Below are 18,006 nucleotides of genomic sequence, written 5' to 3' on the forward strand. Positions count from 1 at the left end.
GTGGACCCAGTCGCTCGGAGCACGAGCAAGCGGTCCGGGCAAAAGCAGGGGGGTGCCAAGAGGATGGTGCGGCGCATCGATGTGACCGGAGCGGGCGGCGTACGCCTCGCCGCGTGGGAGTTCGCCGACCCTCCCAAGACCGGGGAGAGTGAGCGGGCGCCCGGTGTGCTGTTATTGCACGGGCTCATGGGACGCGCCTCGCACTGGGCGCCCACAGCCCGCTGGCTCTCCGAACGCCACCGCGGCATCGCACTCGACCAGCGCGGCCACGGCCAGAGCGACAAGCCTCCCGAAGGCGAGTACACCCGCGAGGCCTACATCGACGACGCCGAGGCCGCCCTCGAACAGCTCGACCTCGCCCCGGCCGTCCTCATCGGCCACGCCATGGGCGCGCTGACCGCCTGGCAGCTCGCCGCCAAGCGCCCCGAGCTGGTACGTGGCCTGATCATCTCCGACATGCGGGCCTCCGCGCTCGGCGCCGCCACGCAGCGCGAGTGGGAGAAGTGGTTCAAGTCCTGGCCCCTCCCCTTCGCCACGCTCGCCGACGTACGGAAGTGGTTCGGCGAGGACGACCCCTGGGTGGAGCGTCCGAACCCGGCCCGCGGCGAGTTCTACGCCGAGGTGATGACCGAGTCCGAGGACGGCTGGCGACCCGTCTTCGAACCGGAGCAGATGCTGAAGTCACGCCAGACCTGGGTGTACGACGCGCACTGGGAGGAGCTGGCCCAGGTGCAGTGCCCGGCCCTCGTCGTCCGCGGCCTGGACGGCGAGCTGGGCCGTGCCGAGGCCCAGGAAATGGTGCGCGTCCTGCCCCACGGCCAGTACGCGGAGGTCGCCGACGCCGGCCACCTCGTCCACTACGACCAGCCGGAGGCGTGGCGGGCGGCTGTCGAACCGTTTCTGGACCGGGTGCTCACGGTGTGAACGGCGGATATGGCGGCCGTCCGGAATTCGGTCCACCAACTTCCGGGAAAAACGGTTGCTCCTGGCCCGACCGGTTCTTAGGGTGGCTGTTACTTCGGAAAGGAGGTGGTTCGGCAGATGTATGAATACCGGACGGAAGAGGTGACTGCGGGCTAGTGGCCCGCCGTCGTACTCGGTTCGGCGCCGGACCAGCGCGTGCGAGATACGCGCAGCCGGCCTAATCCAACGCAGTCACCCGACCCGCGAGCTCGCCGGTACGTCCGGCCGGCTCCTCCGCCGTCAGGCGGGGGACCTGAGCTCGCGGGTCGTCTGCGTGTGTGGGCACTCTCAGGGGCTCAACCGTTCCACCTGCCACGAGCCGTCCGGTTGCGCAACGTAGCGGAGGCGGTCGTGGAGACGGTTTTCGCGGCCCTGCCAGAACTCGACCGTCCGGGGGGTGATGCGGAAGCCGCCCCAGTTCGGCGGGACCGGGACCTGGGAGCCCTCGGGGTAGCGGGCGCTCAGCTCCTCGTATGCGGTGTCGAGTTCGGCTCGCGAGGGGATGACCGAGGACTGGGCGCTGGCCCAGGCCCCGAGCTGGGAGCCGTGTGGCCGGGTGCGGAAGTAGGCGGCGGTCTCGTCGCGGCCGGTGCGGCGGGCGGTGCCGGTGACGATCACCTGGCGGGCCATCGGGTGCCAGGGGAAGAGCAGCGAGACGTGGGGGTTGGCCGCCAGGTCGCGGGCCTTGCCGGAGTCGTAGTTGGTGTAGAAGACGAAGCCCTGTTCGTCGTACTGCTTCATCAGGACCGTGCGTGAGCTGGGGCGACCGTCCGCGTCCGCCGTGGAGACGACCATGGCGTTCGGTTCGTAGATCATTCCCGCCACGGATGCCTGGGCGGCCTGTTTGAACCAGCGGGCGAACTGGTCCATGGGGTGGGGGGCGAGCGACGGCTCGTCGAGTCCCTCGGCGCGGTAGTGCGCGCGCATCGCGGCGGGGTCGGTGGCCAGGTCTTCGGCAGGGCCCGCGGCCGCGCGTTCGACGATGGATTCGAGGACCGGCTCCGCGGTGGATTTGGCGGAGGGGTGGACGGGAGGTTCGGACGAGGGTTCGGGTGCGGGTTCGTCGGGGAAGCGGTCGGTCACGCGGTCATCTTGCCGCACGGCCCTGGCACTTCGGATGGGGGTGTGGTTCATCACTGCGTGGCACTGAGTGCCGCAAGCTCTCCCCAAAGGTGGCACTCGGGGATATCGTGCAGATGCCGGTCGGGGCGGGTGACCGCCGACCGATCGGGGCATCACCCGGGTGACCGTTTCGGACCGCGAGTCTTTCGTCAGTGACCGCGGAGCCGGGGCGGCAAGCCTTCCCGGCAGCTGACGTCCACCGCACGGTCCGCCCCGTGGCCCATGGACGGGGCCGACGGGATCCCCACAGACCACATCCGCCGCACACATCACGAGGAGCCGCCTGATGTCCGACTTCGTACCCGGACTCGAAGGAGTCGTCGCGTTCGAGACGGAGATCGCCGAACCGGACAAGGAGGGCGGGGCCCTGAGGTACCGGGGCGTCGACATCGAGGACCTGGTGGGCCATGTCTCGTTCGGCAACGTCTGGGGGCTGCTCGTCGACGGCGCCTTCAACCCCGGGCTGCCGCCCGCCGAGCCGTTCCCGATTCCGGTGCACTCCGGTGACATCCGCGTGGACGTGCAGTCGGCGCTCGCCATGCTGGCCCCGGTGTGGGGCCTGAAACCGCTCCTGGACATCGATGCCGAGCAGGCCCGTGAGGACCTGGCGCGCGCTGCCGTCATGGCACTGTCGTATGTCGCCCAGTCGGCCCGCGGCCAGGGTCTGCCGATGGTGCCGCAGCGCGAGATCGACAAGGCGCACTCCGTCGTGGAGCGGTTCATGATCCGCTGGCGGGGGGAGCCGGACCCGAAGCACGTCGCGGCCGTGGACGCCTACTGGACGTCGGCCGCCGAGCACGGCATGAACGCGTCCACCTTCACGGCGCGGGTCATCGCGTCCACGGGTGCGGACGTGGCCGCGGCGCTCTCCGGTGCGGTGGGTGCCATGTCAGGGCCGCTGCACGGCGGTGCGCCCTCCCGTGTGCTCGGCATGATCGAGGAGATCGAGCGCACCGGTGACGCGGAGGCGTATGTGAAGCAGGCACTCGACCAGGGCGAGCGGCTGATGGGATTCGGTCACCGGGTGTACCGGGCGGAGGATCCGCGGGCGCGCGTGCTGCGCCGTACGGCCCAGGAACTGGGTGCCCCGCGCTTCGAGATCGCGGAGGCGCTGGAGAAGGCGGCCCTGGAGGAGCTGCACAACCGTCGCCCGGACCGTGTTCTGGCGACGAACGTGGAGTTCTGGGCGGCGATCGTCCTGGACTTCGCGGACGTCCCGGCGCACATGTTCACGTCGATGTTCACCTGTGCCCGTACGGCGGGATGGTCGGCACACATCCTGGAGCAGAAGCGCACGGGCCGCCTGGTACGCCCGTCCGCGCGCTATGTCGGACCCGGTCCGCGCGGCCCTCAGGAGATCGAGGGGTACGCGGACATCGCGCATTAGTCGCTCCGCGGGAGGACCGGGGCCGGCTGCGGGCCGGTTCCGGCCGGCCGCGCCCATGCGGCGAAGTCGCATGTCGATACGGCCCCGCGCCCCTGAAGGGGCGCGGGGCCGTCCGGCGTCACGCGGGGCTGAGCAGGTCCGCGTGATGCCGTTCCGCTGCCAGCGGGTGTGCCCGGAGTTTGCCCTTGAGCTCGTTGAAGCCGTACTCGGCGAACAGCGGGTTGGCCGGGTCGTCGGTGATGCCAGGCGCGGTGGAGGCGTGCGGGAAGGGCAGCGGTTCGACGCGGGCGTCCAGGCGCGGGTTGTAGAAGAACGGCACGGAGAACCGCTCGGTGGCACCGGGCGGGCTGACGACCCGGTGGTTGGTCGCGATCAGGTAGCCGTCGGTCGCCACTTCCAGCAGTTCGCCCAGGTTGACGACGAACGCCCCGTCGAGTGGTGGCACATCGTGGAACCGTCCGTCCTCGCGCTGCACCTGGAGTCCACCGATCCGGTCCTGGAGCAGCAGGGTGAGGAAGCCGTAGTCCTTGTGCGCGCCGACGCCCTGGTCCGCGCCGTCTCCGGCGCTGCCGGGATAGCGCACGAGCTTGAGGTGGGGGTGGGCGCGGTCGCCGAAGACCGGGTCGTAGAAGCCGGGGGGTGCGCCGATCGCGGCGAGCAGTTCGTGCAGCAGCCGCCGAGCGACCCCGCTGAGCCGCTCGATCCAGGCGAGGGCGGCGGTGCGCAGCTCGGGGAGGGATGCGGGCCACTGGTTCGGGCCCTGGAGCCACCAGTAGGCGGGCTCGCCCGGGCCCGGGGTGCGGGCGGGACGTTCCGCGCCTATGTCGAGCTGGTCGCGCCAGTCTCGGGTGCCGCCGGTGCGTTCGTCGCCGGTCCGGGTGTAGCCGCGGAAGTGGGGCGAGTTGACGTTGTCGAGGGCGAGGCGGTCGGCTTCGGGGAGGGCGAAGAAGGCGTGCATGGCACCGAGCAGGGCGTCGGTCTCGGCTCTGGTGATGCCGTGGCCGACGAGCTGGAAGAAGCCCACGTCGTGGGCGGCGCTGTGGAGCTGTGCGCGAAGCAGCGCCCGCGCCTGGGGGCCACGGTCGGCCGCGGAGAGGTCGATGATCGGGAGCTGGTCGTACGACGGGTTCGTCATGGAATGCGTCCGCAAGGTGTACGGGGCACGGGCCCGCCGAGGGTAGGGCGGAGCCCCGGGTGCCACAGGAGGGAGGAGAAAGGGGGCTGGATCAGGCAGAACGCCGACAGCCCATGCTCGTGACGCGCACGTAGTCCACGTGCCGGCGTCGGACAAGCATCGGAAGCATGGGGCAAGGGTACTGCGGGGCCTGCGATGCGTGTGCGGCGTCGTTCCCGGTCGTGTGACGGTACGCCCTCAGCCCAGCGTCTCCTCCAGCAGCGCCGCCCACTGGGCCACCACCCGCTCCCGGCGTACCGCGTCGTCGGTGAGCAGGTTCGCGAGGCCGAGGCCACGGGCCATGTCGAGCAGGCCCTGGACGGTTTCGCGGACGCCGGGGCGGGATTCGTCGGCGTCGAGCAGGTCGACGGCGATGCGGTGGGTCTCGCGGCCGACGCGGGCTTCCAGTTCCGTCACACGCGGGCGCAGCTGGTCCTCGTTGGACGCGGCGACCCACAGGTGCAGGGCGGCGCGGAACAGCGGCCCGGTGTACAGGTCGACGAGGGCGGCAACCACCGCGCGCCGGTCGGCGGCGCCCTGCGGGAACAGGGCCCGTATCGCGGTGGACCGCTCTTCGGCGACGTACTCGACGGCGGCCGTGAACAGGTCCTCCCGGGTCGGGAAGTGGTGCTGGGCGGCGCCCCGGGAGACGCCGGCCCGTTCGGCGACGACCGAGACCGTGGAGCCGGCCCAGCCGTGTGCGGCGAGGCAGGCCACGGCGGCCTCGAGGAGCCGCTGCCGGGTGGCCCGGCTGCGGTCCTGCTTGGGGACGCGTTCGACCGTGCTCACCACCATGCCGCGTTCACACCACCCATGCGGGATCCCGTCGTTCGAGGAAGGCCGTCATCCCCTCGCGGGCCTGCGGGGAGGAGAACAGCCGGGCCGAGAGCGCGGTCAGGTCGGCCGCGTCCCGGTCGAAGGTTTCCAGCACAGTAGCCGTGAGCAGTTGTTTGGTCTCTGCCAGGCCCTGGGGCGAGGCCCGGCGCATTCCGTCGAGCACGGGTGCGAGCACCTCGTCGACGTCGTCGCCGGCCGCGGTGAGCAGACCGGTGCGTACGGCCTCGCCGGCGTCGAAGCGTTCGCCGGTGAGGTAGTAACGGGCGAGTGCGCGGGGGTCCGCGCGGGGCAGCAGGGGCAGGGAGATGACGGCGGGCGCGACGCCGATGCGTACTTCGGTGAAGGCGAAGGTGGCCGCGGCTGAGGCGGCCGCGATGTCGCAGGCGCCCAGCAGGCCGAGGCCGCCCGCGCGTACGTGTCCGGTCACCCGGGCGACGACGGGTTTGCGCAGCTCGACGATCTGCCGCAGCAGCCCGACCAGTGCCTCGGGGTGCGGTGGGTCGCGCATGTCGGCGCCCGCGCAGAAGGTGTTCCCGGTGTGGGTGAGGACGACGGCGCGTACGTCGCGGTCCTTGCCGCAGCGGGTGAGCGCCTCCGCCAGTGCGCCGACGAGGGCGGACGACAGGGCGTTGCGGTTGCCGGGCGAGTCGAGGGTGAGCGTGGTGATGCCGCGGTCCTTCACGGCGCGTGCGGGTTCGGTCACGAGCGCTCCCTGAGCTGCCGGCGGAGGATCTTCCCGGAGGCGGCCCGCGGGACCCCATCGATGAAGGTGACGTTGCGAACCCGTTTGTAGGGGGCGACGCGTTCGGCGACGTGCATCATGATCTCCCCCGCGGTGAGGTCGTCCGCACCCGGCTGGCGTACCACGAAGGCGTGCGGGACCTCGTTGTTGTCGTCGTTGTAGACCCCGATGACAGCGGCGTCCGCGATCTTCGGGTGGGTCAGCAGGAGCGCCTCCAGTTCGGCGGGGGCGACCTGGAAGCCCTTGTACTTGATGAGTTCCTTGACGCGGTCGACGACGAACAGCCAGCCGTCGGCGTCGACGTGGCCGATGTCCCCGGTGTGCAGCCAGCCGTCCCGGTCGATCATGGCATCGGTGGCGGCGGGGCGGCCCAGGTAGCCCTTCATCACCTGGGGGCCGCGGATGGCTATCTCTCCGCTCTGGCCGACGCCGAGGTCCTTGTCGGGGTCGTCGAGGGAGATGATGCGCATTTCGGTGCCGGCGACCAGCTTGCCGACCGTGCCGGGGGGCGCGTCGCGGGCGTCCAGGGGCACGACGTGCGTGCACGGGGACAGTTCCGTCATGCCGTACCCCTGGCCGATGGGCGGCAGACCGAGGCGCTCGGCGCAGGCCACCGCCAGCCTGGCGTCCAGGGGTGCCGCGGCGCTGATGATGTACTTCAGGGACGACAGGTCGTACTGCGCGACGGCCGGGTGCTTGGCGAGGGCCAGCACGATCGGTGGGGCCACGTACAGGCCGGTGATGCGGTGGTTCTGGATGGCCGCCAGGAAGGTGTCGAGGTCGAAGCGCGGCAGCACGACGACGGTGGCCCCCTGCCGCAGGGGTGCGTTCATGAGCGCTGTCATGCCGTAGATGTGGAAGAAGGGCAGTACGGCGAGGATGCGCTCGCCCGGGCCCGTCCCCATGAGCGGCCGTATCTGCGCGAGGTTGGTACCGATCTGGCGGTGCGTGAGCATCACGCCCTTGGGAATGCCCGTGGTGCCGGACGAGTAAGGGAGCGCCGCGACGTCCTCCACGGGGTCGATGCCGATCACCGGTTCCGGAGCGGTGGAGGCCAGCATGTCGATCAGGGACCGGTGGCCGGGCGCGCTGTCGCAGACGAAGATCTCCCGGACGCCGCCCGCGAGTTCGGCGGCGCGACGGGCCGTCTCCAGAAGCGGTGAGACGGTGACGATCCAGCGCGCGGCCGAGTCCCGCAGCTGCTTGGCGAACTCCTCCGCCGTGGCCAGCGGGTGCACGGTCGTGACCGACGCACCCGCGCGCGTGGCCGCGTAGAACGCCACCGGGAAGGCGATGGTGTTCGGGCTGTGCAGCGCGAGCACGTCGCCCTTGCGCACGCCCGCCTCCGCGAGCGCGGCCGCCGTGCGCCGGTGGAACCGGTCCAGTTGTTCGTACGTGAGGGTGGTGCCGTCCGTGCCGTCGATCAGGGCGGGCAGCTCGCCGAACTCGGCGGCACGGCCCAGCACCGCGTCGTGGATGGGAAGTTCGACGGCCGGGACGTCTGCGTACTCGCTGCGGAACACGGTTCCTCCTAGCACGACGTTGTGCGCCTAGTACGACTTGGGCAGACCCAGGGTCTGATGGGAGACGTAGTTGAGAATCATCTCCCGGCTCACCGGTGCGATACGAGACACGCGCGCGGCCGTGATGAGCGAGGCGAGCCCGAACTCGCGCGTGAGGCCGTTGCCGCCGAGGGTGTGCACGGCCTGGTCGACGGCCTTCACACAGGCCTCTCCGGCGGCGTACTTGGCCATGTTGGCGGCCTCTCCGGCGCCGACGTCGTCCCCGGAGTCGTACAGGAATGCCGCCTTCTGCATCATCAGGCGGGCCAGTTCGAGTTCGATGTGCGCCTGCGCGAGGGGGTGGGCGATCGCCTGGTGGGCACCGATCGGCTGCTTCCAGACGGTACGGTCGCGCGCGTACTCGACGGCCCGGGAGATCGCGTAGCGGCCCATGCCGATCGCGAAGGCGGCGGTCATCACGCGCTCGGGGTTGAGACCGGCGAACAGCTGGAGCAGCCCCGCGTCCTCGTCGCCGACGAGCGCGTCGGCGGGCAGCCGTACGTCGTCGAGGGTGAGCTCGAACTGCTTCTCCGCGCTGCTGAGTTCCATGTCGATCTGCCGCCGGCCGAATCCGGCCGCGTCCCGCGGGACGACGAACAGACAGGGCTTGAGCTTTCCGGTGCGGGCGTCCTCGGTGCGGCCGACGATCAGGGTCGCGTCGGCGATGTCCACGCCGGAGATGAACACCTTGCGGCCGCTGAGGATCCAGTTCTCGCCGTCGCGGCGCGCGGTGGTGGTGATGCGGTGGGAGTTGGATCCCGCGTCGGGTTCGGTGATCCCGAAGGCCATGGTGCGGGTGCCGTCTGCCAGACCTGGCAGCCACTGTTCCTTCTGGGCGGTGGTGCCGAAGCGCGCGATGACCGTGCCGCAGATCGCGGGCGAGACGACGAGCATGAGCAGGGGGCACCCGGCCGCCCCCAATTCCTCGAGCACTATGGAGAGTTCGGAGATGCCGCCCCCTCCGCCCCCGTGCTCCTCCGGGAGGTTCACGCCGAGGTAGCCGAGCTTGGCGGCTTCCGCCCAGAGTTCCTCGGGATGGCGGCCTTCTTTGATCACGGTGGTCAGGTAGTCACGGCCGTAGCGTTTACCGAGGGCGGCGACGGCCGAGCGGAGGGCTTTCTGTTCTTCGGTTTCCGTGACAGAGGTCATGAGGGCTCCTCGCAGGACGGTTAAGAAGCGCTTTCTACGACTGCCAGCAGCGTGCCCACCTCCACCTGCCGGCCGGGACTCGCGTGCAGGGCCGTCAGCGTTCCGGTGACCGGTGCCGTGATCTTGTGCTCCATCTTCATCGCCTCCAGCCAGAGCAGGGGCTCGCCGGCCCGCACGGCGGCACCGACCGCCAGGCCCTCGGTGATCCGGACGACCGTGCCCGGCATCGGCGCGAGCAGAGAGCCCGGGGCGTGGTCGGCGGTGGGCTCCCGGAAGCGGGGCAGAGCCGTGAGCGCGGTCGGTCCGACGTACACCTGGTCGCCGTATCGCGACACCTGGAACCTGCGCCGCACACCGTTCACTTCGAGGACGACCAAGCGGGCGTCCGCGTGCACCACGCGCACCCCGTCCGCCGTCAGGCCCTCGCGGGTGTGGTGGTAGCGGACCTCCAGCTCGCTTCCGTTCATCAGGTACCGCTTGACCTGCGGCCCCGACGACACGTTGCGCCAGCCGCCGAACCGCGAGCGGCCGTGGGCGTCGGCCAGGGCGGCCGCCAGGGGGGCGCAGGGGTCGCCGACGGGCTCGGTCAGTTCGGTCAGGTGGCGGTCGTAGAAGCCGGTGTCCATACGGGCCGCCGTGAACTCCTCGTGGCGCAGGGACCGTACGAGCAGGCCCCTGTTGGTCGCCGGGCCGTGGACCTCCGCCCGCTCCAGCGCGCCCGCCAGCTTGCGGATCGCCTCGGCGCGTGTGGGGGCGTGGGCGACGGCCTTGGCGAGCATGGGGTCGTAGTGGACCCCGATCGCGTCGCCGTCCGCATATCCCGCGTCCAGGCGCACGTCCGGTACGGCGAGGCGGTGCAGCGTGCCGGTCTGCGGGGCCCAGTCCCGCGCCGGGTCCTCTGCGTAGAGGCGCGCCTCGATCGCATGGCCACGCGGGTGCGGCGGCTCGCTTTCGAGGACCGCGCCCTCCGCCACCCGGATCTGCAGGGCCACCAGGTCGATACCGAACACCGCCTCGGTGACGGGGTGTTCGACCTGGAGGCGTGTGTTCATCTCCAGGAAGTGCGCCTTGCCGTCCGCGACCAGGAACTCCACCGTGCCCGCGCCGACGTAGTCGACGGCACGGGCGGCTCTTACGGCCATCGCGCACAAGGCGTCGGCGAGTTCGGGCGTCAGGCCCGGTGCGGGGGCCTCCTCGATCACCTTCTGGTGGCGGCGCTGCAGGGAGCAGTCGCGGGTGCCGAGCGCCCACACCGTGCCGTGCGTGTCGGCGAGGACCTGCACCTCCACGTGGCGTCCACCCTCCACGTACGGCTCGACGAAGACCTCGTCGTCGCCGAAGGCGCTCATCGCCTCGGCGCGCGCGGCGGTCAGCTCGGCGTCCAGGGCGTCCAGGTCCCTTACGACCCGCATGCCGCGTCCGCCGCCGCCGGCCGCCGCCTTGACCAGGACGGGGAGGTCGTCGGCGGTGACCGTGGCCAGCGGTTCCAGGCCCATCAGCTTCTTCGCCCGGGTCTTGGAGGCCATCGCCTCGATCGCCTCCGGCGGCGGGCCGATCCACACCAGGCCCGCATCCAGCACCGCGCGCGCGAAGTCGGCGTTCTCGGACAGAAAGCCGTACCCGGGGTGCACGGCGTCGGCGCCGGCCGCGAGGGCCGCCTTCACGATCAGGTCGCCGCGCAGATACGTGTCCGCGGGCACCGCCCCCGGCAGCCGGACCGCCGCGTCCGCCACGCGCGCGTGAAGCGCGTTCGCGTCGGCGTCGGAGTGCACGGCGACGGTCGCGATGCCCAGCTCACGGCAGGTACGGACGATACGGCAGGCGATCTCGCCGCGGTTCGCCACCAGAACGGAAGTAATCACGGGCCTCACATCCGGAAGACGCCGAACCCACCACGCGCACCCTCGTAGGGCGCCGTGTGGATCGCGGACAGGCACAGGCCGAGGACGGTACGGGTGTCGCGCGGGTCGATGACCCCGTCGTCGTACAGCCGCCCGGACAGGAACATCGGCAGCGACTCGGTCTCGATCTGCTGCTCCACCATGGCGCGCAGCGCGGCGTCCGCCTCCTCGTCGTACGGCTGCCCCTTGGCGGCCGCGGACTGCCGGGCGACGATCGAGAGGACACCGGCGAGCTGCTGCGGACCCATGACGGCCGACTTGGCGCTGGGCCAGGCGAACAGGAAGCGCGGGTCGTACGCCCGCCCGCACATGCCGTAATGGCCCGCTCCGTACGAGGCGCCCATGAGCACGGACAGATGCGGGACCCGGCTGTTGGACACCGCGTTGATCATCATGGCGCCGTGCTTGATGATGCCGCCCTGCTCGTACTCCCTGCCGACCATGTAGCCGGTGGTGTTGTGCAGGAACAGCAGCGGGATGTCGCGCTGGTTGGCCAGCTGGATGAACTGCGCCGCCTTCTGGGACTCCTCGCTGAACAGGACGCCCTGGGCGTTCGCCAGCACTCCGACCGGATAGCCGTGCAAGGTGGCCCAGCCGGTGCACAGGCTGGCCCCGTACAGCGGCTTGAACTCGTCGAAGTCGGAGCCGTCGACGATGCGGGCGATGACCTCGCGCGGGTCGAAGGGCACCTTCAGGTCGCCCGGCACGATCCCGAGGAGCTCTTCCTCGTCGTACTCGGGAGGGGTCGCCGGGGCCGGATCGGCGTACGCCTTGCGGTGGTTGAGTCGGGCGACCACGCGCCGCGCCTGCCGCAGGGCGTCCCGCTCGTCGACGGCGAAGTAGTCGGCGAGGCCCGACACGCGCGCGTGCATCTCGGCGCCGCCGAGGGACTCGTCGTCGCTCTCCTCGCCGGTGGCCATCTTCACGAGCGGCGGCCCGCCGAGGAAGACCTTGGCGCGCTCCTTGACCATGATCACGTGGTCGCACATGCCCGGGATGTACGCGCCGCCCGCCGTCGAGTTCCCGAAGACGACGGCGACGGTGGGGATCCCGGCGGCGGACAGCCGCGTGAGGTCGCGGAAGACGGCCCCGCCCGGGATGAAGATCTCCTTCTGGGACGGCAGGTCGGCGCCGCCCGACTCGACGAGGCTGATGCACGGCAGTCGGTTGGCGAACGCGATGTCGTTGGCGCGCAGGGCCTTCTTCAGGCTCCACGGGTTGCTGGCGCCGCCCCGCACGGTGGGGTCGTTCGCGGTGATCAGGCACTCGACGCCTTCGACGACGCCGATGCCGGTGACGAGGGAGGCGCCGACGGTGTACTCGGGGGAGGCGCTGCCCCAGGCGGCGAGCGGGGACAGCTCCAGGAAGGGCGTGTCGGGGTCGAGGAGCAGTTCGATGCGCTCGCGGGCGAGCAGCTTGCCGCGCCCGCGGTGCCGTTCGACGTACTTCTGGCCGCCGCCCGCCAGTGCCTTGGCGTGCTCGGCGTCCAGTTCGGCGAGTTTGGCGAGCATGGCGTCACGGTTCGCCCGGTGGTCGGGGTCGTTGACGTCCACGGCCGTGGCAAGGACCGTCACGGGCGGGCCTCCGGGGAGTGGGACGGGCGGGCGGCGGTCACAGCAGGGCCTCCGGCAGGTCGAGGTGGCGGGCGCGCAGCCATTCGCCGAGGCCCTTGGCCTGCGGGTCGAAGCGGTGCTGCGCGGCGACGCCCTCGCCGAGAAGCCCCTCGACGACGAAGTTGAGGGCGCGCAGGTTCGGCAGGACATGGCGTACGACGGTCACGTCGGCCGTCTCCGGCAGAAGTTCACGGAAGCGGTCGACGGTGAGGGTGTGGGCGAGCCAGCGCCAGGCCTCGTCCGTGCGCACCCACACCCCGACGTTGGCGTTCCCGCCCTTGTCCCCGCTGCGGGCCCCGGCGACGAGACCGAGGGGCGCGCGCCGCGTCGGTCCCGGGGGCGGCGGCTCGGGCAGGGGCGGCTCGGGCACATCGTCGAGTACGAGGGTGTCGTGGGCCGGAGCCACGGGAATCCGTCGCCCGTCGTGGAGGACCGCCATATGGTGGACGGCGCTGCGGTCGACGTGGGCCGCCTCGAAGACCCCATAGGGGGAGCCCTGTCCTGGTGGCGCGACCACATGGAAGCCTGGATAGCTCGCAAGCGCCAGCTCGACCGCGGCGCCGCTGAGCGCCCGGCCCACCACCTTCTCGTCCCGGTCACGCACGACCAGCCGGAGCAGGGCGCTCGCTGTCTCCTCGGTCGGCGCGTCCGGGTGATCGGTACGGGCGAGGTCCCAGCGCACATCGGCCGGGAGGGACTCGGCCGCCTCCAGCGCCGCCTCCATCTGGGCCCTGACAAGCCCCGCCTTGGCCTCGATGTCGAGACCCGTCAGCACGAAGGTGACCTCGTTACGGAAACCGCCCAAGCGGTTGAGACCGACCTTGAGCGTCGGGGGCGGCGCCTCCCCGCGCACGCCCTCGATGCGCACCCGGTCGGGCCCCTCCTGGGTGAGACGGACCGTGTCTAGGCGGGCGGTGACATCAGGGCCCGCGTACCGGGCGCCGGCCGTCTCGTACAGCAGCTGCGCGGTGACCGTGCCCACGTCGACGACGCCTCCGGTGCCGTCGTGCTTGGTGATGACGCTGCTGCCGTCCTCGTGGAGTTCCGCGACCGGGAAACCGGGCCGGAGCAGCACCTCGGGCGGGTGCTCGCTGAAGAAGGCGTAGTTGCCGCCGGTGGCCTGCGCCCCGCACTCCAGGACGTGCCCGGCGGCCACCGCGCCCGCCAGTCGGTCGTACTCCTCGGTCCCCCAGCCGAAGTGGGCGACGGCAGGCCCGGAGACGAGCGCGGCGTCCGTCACACGCCCGGTGACCACCACGTCGGCCCCCTCGTGCAGGCACGCGGCGATCCCGTGGCCGCCCAGGTAGGCGTGGGCGGCGAGGACGCCCATGGGGCTCCCGCTCCCCCCTGCGCGGTCGAGACCTTCGGGGAGGGATGCGGTGAGGTCGTCACCCTCGACATGGGCCACGCGTACGGGAATGCCGAGGCGGTCGGCCAACTCCCTGACCGCGGCCGCGAGTCCGGACGGGTTGAGGCCGCCCGCGTTGGCCACGACCCGCACACCCCGCTCGTGGGCCAGGCCGAGGCACTCCTCCAACTGGCCCAGGAACGTGCGCGCGTAGCCTCCGGCCGGGTTCTTGAGTCGGTCGCGGCCGAGGATCAGCATCGTCAGCTCGGCGAGGTAGTCGCCGGTGACGACGTCCAGGGGGCCGCCGGTGAGCATCTCGCGCAGGGCGTCGAAGCGGTCGCCGTAGAAGCCGGAGGCGTTGCCTATGCGGAGGGGGCGGGACCCGTCGGGGATCCCGGTCCCCCTGGCCTCCCTTTCGGCGAGGTTCAGCGGGGGCCGGTTCACCGGGCCTCTCCCTTCGGTGCACGCCCCGCTCCCGGCGGCCCCGCGAACGCCTGCGCGATGTCGAGCCACCGGTCGGCGTCCGGTCCCTCGGCCCGTACTGCGAGATCGGCCCGGTTGGCGCGCTGGGTGACCAGCAGGCAGAAGTCGAGCGCGGGGCCGGTCACCCGCTGGTCGGCGTCCTCGGGCCCGTAGGCCCAGACGTCGTTGCCCGATGGCGCGACCAACTCCACCCGGAACTCCTCGCGTGGCGCGCTCACCCCCCGTACTCCGAAGGCGAAGTCACGTGCTCGTACGCCGATGCGGACCACATGCCGCAGCCGGTCCGTGGGGCTGCGCACCACACCGAGCGTATCGGCTACGTCCTGCCCGTGCGCCCAGGTCTCCATCAGCCGGCCGGTGGCCGTGGACGCGGCCGACATGGGCGGCCCGTACCAGGGGAACCGGGTGCCGGAGGGCGCGGCGCGCAGGGCGCCGTCCAGGGCTGCGCGGCCCGCGCGCCAGGCGGCGAGCAGCCGGGCGGGCGGCAGTGCGGCCCCGTCCCGCGCGGCCTCGTCGACCCAGGTCTCGGGGGACGCGAGCGCCTTCTCCACCTCCGTCGCGAACGCCTCCGCGTCGGTGACGGCCAGCAGGGCGGCCCGGTCCGTCCAGGCAAGGTGCGCGATCTGGTGGGCGATGGTCCAGCCGGGTGCGGGTGTGGCGAGCGCCCACGCGTCCTCCTCCAATTCGGCCACCAGCCGGTCGAGTTCCTCGCTCTCCCGGCCCAGATCGTCGATCACGGACGACGCGTCGGACACGATGCGCTCCCCTCGGGGCACGACGGTGTGCGTGGGGAGCATGGCAGCGGGCACAGAAACAAGCAAGCGTGCTTGCATTGATTTCGGCCGCAGAGGGAGGCATCGAGGGGCCGGAGGCACCCGCCCCGCGCGTTCGCCAGGGATCTCACAGCCTCGGCCACGGCGGACAACCAACACTCAGGTTTCAAGGTAGAACTCAGACGTTTCCAAGGTTTTCACAGCCCCTGTTTGCTCTTCCTTGCCGTAGCGCGAGTCAGGGCCGTGTAGTTTCTTCCATATCGGGCGGCGAGGGAAATTCTCCAGTGACAACCAGGAATTCCCTCCATGTCCGTAGAGAATTCTCGTACCACTGCACAGCAAAACTCTCAAGGAGTCGTAATGAGCTTCAAGAAGCTTGCCCCGCTGCCCCCGAAGCCCAAGTCGAAGCAGCTCCCGCCGCCGCCGAAGCCGAAGCCCAAGAAGAAGCACGCGCCGAAGCCGCTGCCCAAGCCGCTGCCCGGCCGGGACAGCTGATTCGGCGACGATAAAGAGGACCGACGGTGCACCGTCGGTCCTCTTCTGCATTTTCCCGCCTTTTCCGCGCAGTTCACAGCCAGCGCCGATCCTCTTCAAAGCGGCGGCCAATCCGGATGACAGAAGCTGGTTACGGGCACCCGGTTCCATGAATTCACCGTGCCCCAGGTCACGGTTTGAGGAGGGGCATGGCCCGGCACAGGAGCACGGACCGGTACACCTACGAGCGCGAGGAGGCGGAGCACGGCGGGTACGAGCGCGCGGACCACGACGAGTTCGAGGACGACGACTCCGACTACGAGACCCCCACCATCCCCGCCCGTACCGCCTTCCGGCGTTTTTGGCCCCTGACCAAGGGACTGCGGGGCCGTCTGGTGGCGGTCTGGGTGTGCACGGTGCTGGCCGCGCTCGCCGAGACCGAGGCCATCCTGCTGTTCGGCGAGCTCACCGACCGCGCCCTGGAGAAGGGCTCGTTGAGCGCGTTCTGGGATCCGGCCGCCAAGTGGCTGGCCATCGCGGTGATCGGCGCGGTCGTGGCCTATGCGGGCAACTCGCTCGCCGCGTGGGTGACCGAACGCTTCGTGATGCGGCTGCGTGAGCACGTCTTCGACCATGTACAGCAGTTGCCGCCGCACTTCTTCCAACGGCACCGGCAGGGCGACCTGCTGTCCCGGCTGACCGGCGACGTCGAGGCGATCGAGACGATGGTCGTGTCCGGCTTGGTCGGCGCGGCGTCGGCGGCCTTCAGCGCACTCTTCTACGCGGCCGCCGCGTTCTGGCTGCGCTGGGACCTGGCCGCGACCACCTTCGTCCTCGCACCCCTGTTCTGGCTGGCGGCCCGCCGCTTCTCCGGCTCCATCAAGGACGTCTCGCGTGCGGGCCGGGTCGCCGACGGAGCGATCACCTCCGTGGTGGAGGAGTCGCTCGGCAACATCGTCCTGACCCAGGCGTACGACCGCCGGGACGCCGAGCGCAGGCGGCTGAACGCGGAGGCGAACGCCTGGTTCCGCGCCTCGGTCCGCTCGACGCGCCTCAACGAGGCGTACGAGCAGCTCGTCCAGGTCATCGAGACGGTGTGCGTGCTCGCGGTGATCGGCATCGGCGCCTGGGAGATCTCCAGCGGCCGCATGACCCTCGGCCAGCTGCTCGCCTTCGCCGCCTTCCTCGGCTACCTCTACCCGCCCGTCCGCGGCCTCGCCCAGCTCGGACTCACCGTCACGGCGGCGACGGCCGGCGCCGAGCGGCTGATCGAGATCCTGGACGTGCGGCCCTCGGTGAACGACCCGGCCCGTTCCTCCGGCGCGGCGGTCGGCCGGCCCGACGGCGCCGTGGAGGTGCGGGACGTCTCCTTCCGCTACCCCGGTGCGGACAAGGCGGCCCTGGAGGCTCTGTCCTTCTCGGTCCGGCCGGGCGAACTGGTGATCATCACCGGGCCGAGCGGCGCGGGCAAGTCCACGGTCTCCAAGATGCTGCTGCGTTTCTACGACCCCGACTCCGGCTCGGTCCTCCTCGACGGGACCCCGATCGGCGACTTCCCGCTGGCCCGGCTGCGCGAGTACGTCACACTCCTGCCCCAGGAGACCCTCGTCCTGCACGACACCGTCCGCGCGAACATCGCATGCGGGCGGCCCGGCGCGAGCGACCAGGCGATCATCGAGGCCGCGCGGGCGGCGGACGCGCACGACTTCGTCATGAAACTGCCGGAGGGCTACGACACCAGAGTCGACCCCAACTCTGCGCGGCTGTCCGGCGGTCAGCTCCAGCGCCTGGCGATCGCGCGCGCCATCCTGCGCGACGCGCCCGTCCTCGTCCTGGACGAGCCGACGACCGGCCTGGACGCGATGGCCGCGCGCAGGGTCGTCAAACCGCTGCGGCGCCTGATGACCGGCCGCACGACGATCATGATCACGCACGATCTGAATCTGGCGCCCGACGCCGACCGCATCCTCGTCGTCGACCAGGGCCGCATCGTCGAGACGGGCCGCCACGAGGAACTGATGGCCCGGGGCGGGGCGTACGCCCGTCTGCACCGGTCGCAGAACAACGCGCTGACGGACACGGGGGAGCTGCGGCTGCCGCTGTTGACCCGGACGGCGGAGGCCGCGAATGCCGTGGTCATGGGAGTCCCCATGGAGTACGCGGGCGGGGTTCCGGCGGGCCACCAGGCCGTCGGCGGCGCTCCCATGGACCACGCGGCCGCTTCCGGCGGTGTTCCCGCCGGGTACCAGGGCACCTGGGCGGCCGACCCGTACGCGGGGCCCCGGTCTCCCGACTTCCCGTTCGAGTTCACCGGCGGCGCGTCCGGCACCGTCCCCGAGCAACTCCCGGACGGCCGCCCCCTGTTCCGCGACGAGACGCCCTGGCACGGCGCCTGATCCCCGCTCGGCCGCCCAGTATAGGCGTATAAAGGATTCACGCACCTGACCCAGTCCATTACTCTGGACCACCAGGTACATG

Annotated in this window: 14 protein-coding genes; 4 read left to right on the forward strand and 10 right to left on the reverse strand. The window is 71.2% G+C overall.

Translation table 11 applies throughout. The features are described 5' to 3' along the window. Window positions 1-63 precede the first annotated feature (63 nt). The gene (locus tag ACZ3TS_RS09640) at window positions 64-924 is read left to right on the forward strand and encodes an alpha/beta fold hydrolase (RefSeq protein WP_467615463.1); all 861 of its coding nucleotides are present in this window, start codon (window positions 64-66) and stop codon (window positions 922-924) included. Window positions 925-1,251: 327 nt separating this feature from the next. On the opposite strand, the gene pdxH is transcribed toward ACZ3TS_RS09640, so the two are convergent. Beyond that, window positions 1,252-1,890, reverse strand: a complete 639-nt coding sequence (pdxH, locus tag ACZ3TS_RS09645) for a pyridoxamine 5'-phosphate oxidase (RefSeq protein WP_467615723.1) — start codon at window positions 1,888-1,890, stop codon at window positions 1,252-1,254. A 481-nt stretch (window positions 1,891-2,371) separates the two neighbouring features. Here pdxH and ACZ3TS_RS09650 point away from each other — a divergent pair, with 481 nt between their 5' ends. Continuing rightward, window positions 2,372-3,472: a citrate synthase 2 gene (locus tag ACZ3TS_RS09650; RefSeq protein WP_467615466.1), complete on the forward strand. Its 1,101-nt coding sequence runs from the start codon at window positions 2,372-2,374 to the stop codon at window positions 3,470-3,472. 118 nt (window positions 3,473-3,590) lie between these two features. Here ACZ3TS_RS09650 and ACZ3TS_RS09655 read toward each other — a convergent pair whose 3' ends face one another. From ACZ3TS_RS09655 to ACZ3TS_RS09695, 9 genes are all read right to left on the reverse strand, one after another. After that, window positions 3,591-4,607, reverse strand: coding sequence for an isopenicillin N synthase family dioxygenase (locus ACZ3TS_RS09655; protein WP_467615469.1), 1,017 nt, complete (start codon window positions 4,605-4,607; stop codon window positions 3,591-3,593). 237 nt (window positions 4,608-4,844) lie between these two features. Further along, a complete protein-coding gene (locus ACZ3TS_RS09660; protein WP_467615472.1) occupies window positions 4,845-5,441 on the reverse strand; it encodes a TetR/AcrR family transcriptional regulator in 597 nt (198 codons plus the stop codon). A gap of 7 nt (window positions 5,442-5,448) precedes the next feature. Next, complete coding sequence (locus ACZ3TS_RS09665; protein WP_467615475.1) at window positions 5,449-6,186, reverse strand: enoyl-CoA hydratase family protein; 738 nt, start codon at window positions 6,184-6,186, stop codon at window positions 5,449-5,451. Further along, entirely contained in the window at window positions 6,183-7,748 is a 1,566-nt protein-coding gene (locus tag ACZ3TS_RS09670) for a 4-coumarate--CoA ligase family protein (RefSeq protein ID WP_467615477.1), read from the reverse strand. Before ACZ3TS_RS09670 ends, ACZ3TS_RS09665 begins: the two co-directional genes overlap by 4 nt. Before the next feature lie 27 nt (window positions 7,749-7,775). Further along, complete coding sequence (locus tag ACZ3TS_RS09675; protein WP_467615480.1) at window positions 7,776-8,936, reverse strand: acyl-CoA dehydrogenase family protein; 1,161 nt, start codon at window positions 8,934-8,936, stop codon at window positions 7,776-7,778. A gap of 20 nt (window positions 8,937-8,956) precedes the next feature. Further along, window positions 8,957-10,798 (reverse strand): acetyl/propionyl/methylcrotonyl-CoA carboxylase subunit alpha, encoded by a 1,842-nt coding sequence (locus tag ACZ3TS_RS09680; protein WP_467615482.1) that lies wholly within the window; start codon window positions 10,796-10,798, stop codon window positions 8,957-8,959. A 5-nt stretch (window positions 10,799-10,803) separates the two neighbouring features. After that, the gene (locus tag ACZ3TS_RS09685; RefSeq protein WP_467615485.1) at window positions 10,804-12,411 is read right to left on the reverse strand and encodes an acyl-CoA carboxylase subunit beta; all 1,608 of its coding nucleotides are present in this window, start codon (window positions 12,409-12,411) and stop codon (window positions 10,804-10,806) included. 37 nt (window positions 12,412-12,448) lie between these two features. Beyond that, complete coding sequence (locus ACZ3TS_RS09690; RefSeq protein WP_467615726.1) at window positions 12,449-14,191, reverse strand: acyclic terpene utilization AtuA family protein; 1,743 nt, start codon at window positions 14,189-14,191, stop codon at window positions 12,449-12,451. 47 nt (window positions 14,192-14,238) lie between these two features. Continuing rightward, entirely contained in the window at window positions 14,239-15,036 is a 798-nt protein-coding gene (locus ACZ3TS_RS09695; RefSeq protein WP_467615488.1) for a TIGR03084 family metal-binding protein, read from the reverse strand. A gap of 378 nt (window positions 15,037-15,414) precedes the next feature. Here ACZ3TS_RS09695 and ACZ3TS_RS09700 point away from each other — a divergent pair, with 378 nt between their 5' ends. Beyond that, complete coding sequence (locus tag ACZ3TS_RS09700; protein ID WP_467615491.1) at window positions 15,415-15,549, forward strand: hypothetical protein; 135 nt, start codon at window positions 15,415-15,417, stop codon at window positions 15,547-15,549. A gap of 188 nt (window positions 15,550-15,737) precedes the next feature. Beyond that, entirely contained in the window at window positions 15,738-17,924 is a 2,187-nt protein-coding gene (locus ACZ3TS_RS09705; RefSeq protein ID WP_467615493.1) for an ABC transporter ATP-binding protein, read from the forward strand. Window positions 17,925-18,006: the final 82 nt, after the last annotated feature.

The sequence above is a fragment of the Streptomyces sp. NPDC022910 genome (assembly GCF_055561075.1).